Genomic DNA, 3,783 nt, shown 5'->3' on the forward strand with positions numbered 1-3,783 from the left:
ACGGCGGCTTCTGGTTGATCAAGGAATACTTCAACATGAGCGTCACCCAGACGTTCAAGACCTGGACCGTGCTGGAGACCATTATTTCGCTGGTCGCCTTCGCGCTGACCGTGGGTCTTTCTTACCTGATTTAACCGGAGCCGCCTGCCATGGACATCCTCTACCAGATCCGCGCCCGTCAGGATTCCTTCAGCGCCGGCGAAGGACGCATCGCGCGGCTGATGCTCGACGACGTAGGATTTGCCTCTGCCGCCAGCCTCGACGAGCTGGCGCTGAGAGCGGAAGTCAGCACCGCCACGCTGTCGCGTTTCGCCCGCACGGTGGGTTGCCGCGACTTGCGCGACCTGCGCCTGCAACTGGCACAGGCCAGCGGCGTCGGCAGCCGTTTTCTCGACCCGGCGGGCACGCCCGATCAATCGGCGTTCTATGGGCAGATTGTGGGCGATATCGAGTCGACGTTGCGTCAGCACCTGTCGGCGTTCGACGAGTCGCGCTTCGCCGACGCGGTGAAACTGTTGGGCAAGGCGCGGATGATTCATGCCTTCGGCATGGGCGGTTGCTCGACCTTGTGCAGCGATGAACTGCAAGTGCGGCTGGTGCGCTTCGGCTACCCGATTTCGGTGTGTCACGACCCGGTGATGATGCGGGTCACCGCAGCCAGCCTCAGTGCCGAGCACGTGGTCATCGTCTGCTCGCTGACCGGCATCACCCCCGAGTTGCTCGAAACGGTGGAACTGGCCCGCAACTACGGCGCAAGAATTCTGGCCATCACACGCAGCGACTCGCCGTTGGCGCAACTGGCCGACATCGTGCTGCCACTGCAAAGTGCGGAAACCTCGTTCATCTACAAACCCACGGCGGCGCGCTACGGCATGCTGCTGGCCATCGATGTGCTCGCAACCGAGCTGGCGCTGGCCAATCCTGAAGACAATCAAGAACGTCTGCGGCGGATCAAACTCGCCCTCGACGATTACCGCGGCGGCGACGATCACTTGCCGCTGGGAGACTGACATGATGTACGACACGCTGATTCGCAACGCCCTGATCATCGACGGCAGCAACGCCCCCGGTTACCCCGCCGACGTGGCAATTCTGCATGGCCGCATCGAGCGCATCGGCGACCTGCACGACGCCACCGCCAGCGAAGAAATCGACGCCGCCGGCCGAGTGCTGGCACCGGGTTTTATCGACGTGCACACCCACGACGACACGGTGGTGATCCGCCAGCCGCAAATGCTGCCCAAGCTCAGCCAGGGCGTGACCACGGTGATCGTCGGCAATTGCGGGATCAGCGCTTCGCCGGTGAGTTTGAAGGGCGATCCGCCAGACCCGATGAACCTGCTCGGCACCTCGGCGGCCTTTGTTTACCCGACGTTTCGCGACTACCGCGCGGCGGTCGAAGCGGCGAACACCACGTTGAACGTCGCCGCTCTGGTCGGCCATACCGCGTTGCGCAGCAATCACCTCGACGACCTGTTTCGCACGGCCACGCCTGATGAAATCAGCGCGATGCGTGAGCAACTGCGCGAAAGCCTTGAAGCCGGCGCGTTGGGTCTGTCCACCGGTCTGGCGTACGCCAGCGCGTTCTCGGCGTCCACCGATGAAGTGATGCAACTGACCGAAGAACTGACGGCATTCGGCGCGGTGTACACCACCCATTTGCGCAGCGAGTTCGAGCCCGTGCTGGAGGCCATGGACGAGGCGTTCCAGATCGGCCGTCATGCGCAATCACCGGTGATCATTTCCCACCTCAAATGTGCCGGCGCCGGTAACTGGGGGCGGAGTCCGCAACTGCTGGCCTCACTTGAAGAGGCCGCGAAAACCCACCCGGTGGGCTGCGATTGTTATCCCTACGCGGCGAGCTCTTCGACCCTGGACCTCAAGCAAGTTACCGATGCGCACCGCATCACCATCACCTGGTCCACGCCGCACCCGGAACTCGGTGGCCGCGACCTGATGGATATCGCCGCCGAGTGGAACGTTCCGCTGCTGGAAGCCGCTCGCCGGCTGCAACCGGCTGGCGCGGTGTACTACGGAATGGACGAGGCAGACGTACGAAGCATCCTCGCGCATCCGCTGTCGATGGTCGGCTCCGACGGCTTGCCGGAAGACCCATTCCCGCATCCACGTTTGTGGGGCGCTTTCCCACGCGTCCTCGGACATTTCAGTCGCGATGTCGGGCTGTTTCCGCTGCACACCGCGGTACACAAAATGACCGGGTTGTCCGCAGCGCGATTCGGCTTGAAGGAGCGCGGCGAAATCCGTGAAGGGCATTGGGCGGACCTGGTGCTGTTCGATCCTGCAACGATTCGTGATGTCGCGGATTTCAACGATCCGCAACGGGCGGCAGAAGGCATTGACGGGGTGTGGGTCAACGGTGTGTTGAGTTACAGCGAAGGGCAGGCGAACGGCAAAAGGGAAGGGCGGTTCCTGGCTCGGGAAGGCGATTTGCGTGACGGTTTTCAGAGCCTCCACAAACCCCTGTAGGAGCCAGGCTTGCCGGCGAAAGCGATCAGCCAGTCGACAAATCTTTTGAACTGCTTCACGTGGTGGCACATTGCAATTAAAGAAAGCCATCGCCAAGCCGAAGCGCTGACACTAGCCCGGCTACACTCTGGGCCTTACCAGTCTGGGAGCAACTTGATGAGCTTCGGCAAAACCACCCCGATCCTGCGGATTTTCGACGAAAACAAAGCCGTGGAGTTCTACGTCGACTTCCTCGGTTTCAAGATCGACTGGCAGCACCGTTTCGAGCCGAATTTCCCGCTGTACCTGCAAGTCTCCCGCGGCGAATGCGTGTTGCACCTGTCGGAACATCACGGCGACAGCACGCCGGGCTCGGCGCTGCGCATCGAGACCGATGAGCTGGAGGCATTTCAGCAGCAATTGCTGGCCAAGGACTACACGTTTTCGCACCCACAGATCCAGGCCATGCCGTGGGGCAGCCAGGACATGACCATCGCTGATCCGTTCGGGAATCGGTTGGTGTTTACCAATGCGATTAGTGTGTAACGCGGCAGGAAAAATCACGCCTCGTGATAGTGTCGTCCGTTCAATTTCGACGAGCACAGGAGGCGCTTATGGCCAGCATTACCATTGGCAATCTTGATCAGCAGATCTACGAGCAATTGCGAATCGCGGCAGAGAGTAATTGCCGTTCAGTTGAAGAGGAGGCTCTCTTCATCTTGAGGAAAGCGCTCGACCCGAATGGTCGTACCTGCGGTTTGGGGAGTCGAATCAATAATCGATTCAGAGAGAGTGGTGGTATCGAGTTAGATCTGCCTCTGCGTTAAGGCTGTGAATGTGAGGCTAGGGTCCGATCCCTGGTATCCGTTGTCTGTTGATTGCATTCGCGGGCAAGCCTCGCTCCTACAGGATTGATGTTGTTCAGATGATTTTCCGAACGACATCAATCCTGTAGGAGCGAGGCTTGCCCGCGAATGGGCCTTTGCTTCACCGCAAAGTGAACGTCAAACCCTGAAGTGACTCACCATCATCTGCAACTGATTCCCCAACCGCGCCAGTTCAACACTGGATTTAGCGGTTTCGTCGCTGGCAGCGGCGGTCTGTTCGGACACGTCGCGTACGTTGATGATGCTGCGGCTGATCTCTTCGGCCACGGCGCTTTGCTGTTCGGCGGCGGCAGCGATCTGCTGGTTCATCGACTGGATGTTGGACACCGTGCGGGTGATATTTTCCAGTGACACGCCGGCCTTGCGGGTCAGGGCGACGCTGCTGTCGGTGAGGGCGCGGCTGTTGTTCATCACGGCGGACACTTGTTGC

At 60.5% G+C, this 3,783-nt stretch carries 5 protein-coding genes and 1 pseudogene; 5 read left to right on the plus strand and 1 reads right to left on the minus strand.

Translation table 11 applies throughout. From position 1 onward, the window contains the following. From KGA97_RS29150 to KGA97_RS29170, 5 genes are all read left to right on the plus strand, one after another. Positions 1-134: GntP family permease (locus tag KGA97_RS29150; protein ID WP_223481965.1), on the plus strand; the 134-nt coding region annotated here is incomplete at its 5' end. A gap of 15 nt (positions 135-149) precedes the next feature. Continuing rightward, positions 150-1,010, plus strand: coding sequence for a MurR/RpiR family transcriptional regulator (locus KGA97_RS29155; protein WP_008029861.1), 861 nt, complete (start codon positions 150-152; stop codon positions 1,008-1,010). Position 1,011: 1 nt separating this feature from the next. Beyond that, entirely contained in the window at positions 1,012-2,487 is a 1,476-nt protein-coding gene (locus tag KGA97_RS29160; protein WP_223481971.1) for an N-acyl-D-amino-acid deacylase family protein, read from the plus strand. Between the two features lie 156 nt (positions 2,488-2,643). Further along, entirely contained in the window at positions 2,644-3,012 is a 369-nt protein-coding gene (locus tag KGA97_RS29165) for a glyoxalase superfamily protein (RefSeq protein ID WP_008036566.1), read from the plus strand. A 68-nt stretch (positions 3,013-3,080) separates the two neighbouring features. Next, positions 3,081-3,293, plus strand: coding sequence for a FitA-like ribbon-helix-helix domain-containing protein (locus KGA97_RS29170; RefSeq protein WP_223415918.1), 213 nt, complete (start codon positions 3,081-3,083; stop codon positions 3,291-3,293). 177 nt (positions 3,294-3,470) lie between these two features. Here the strand turns inward: KGA97_RS29170 and KGA97_RS29175 are convergent. Beyond that, positions 3,471-3,783 (minus strand): annotated as a pseudogene (locus KGA97_RS29175) (methyl-accepting chemotaxis protein); the annotation flags it as partial.

Origin of the sequence: Pseudomonas sp. BF-B-15 (assembly GCF_019946675.1) — a bacterium.
In the GTDB taxonomy this organism is placed as follows: Bacteria; Pseudomonadota; Gammaproteobacteria; order Pseudomonadales; family Pseudomonadaceae; genus Aquipseudomonas; species Aquipseudomonas migulae.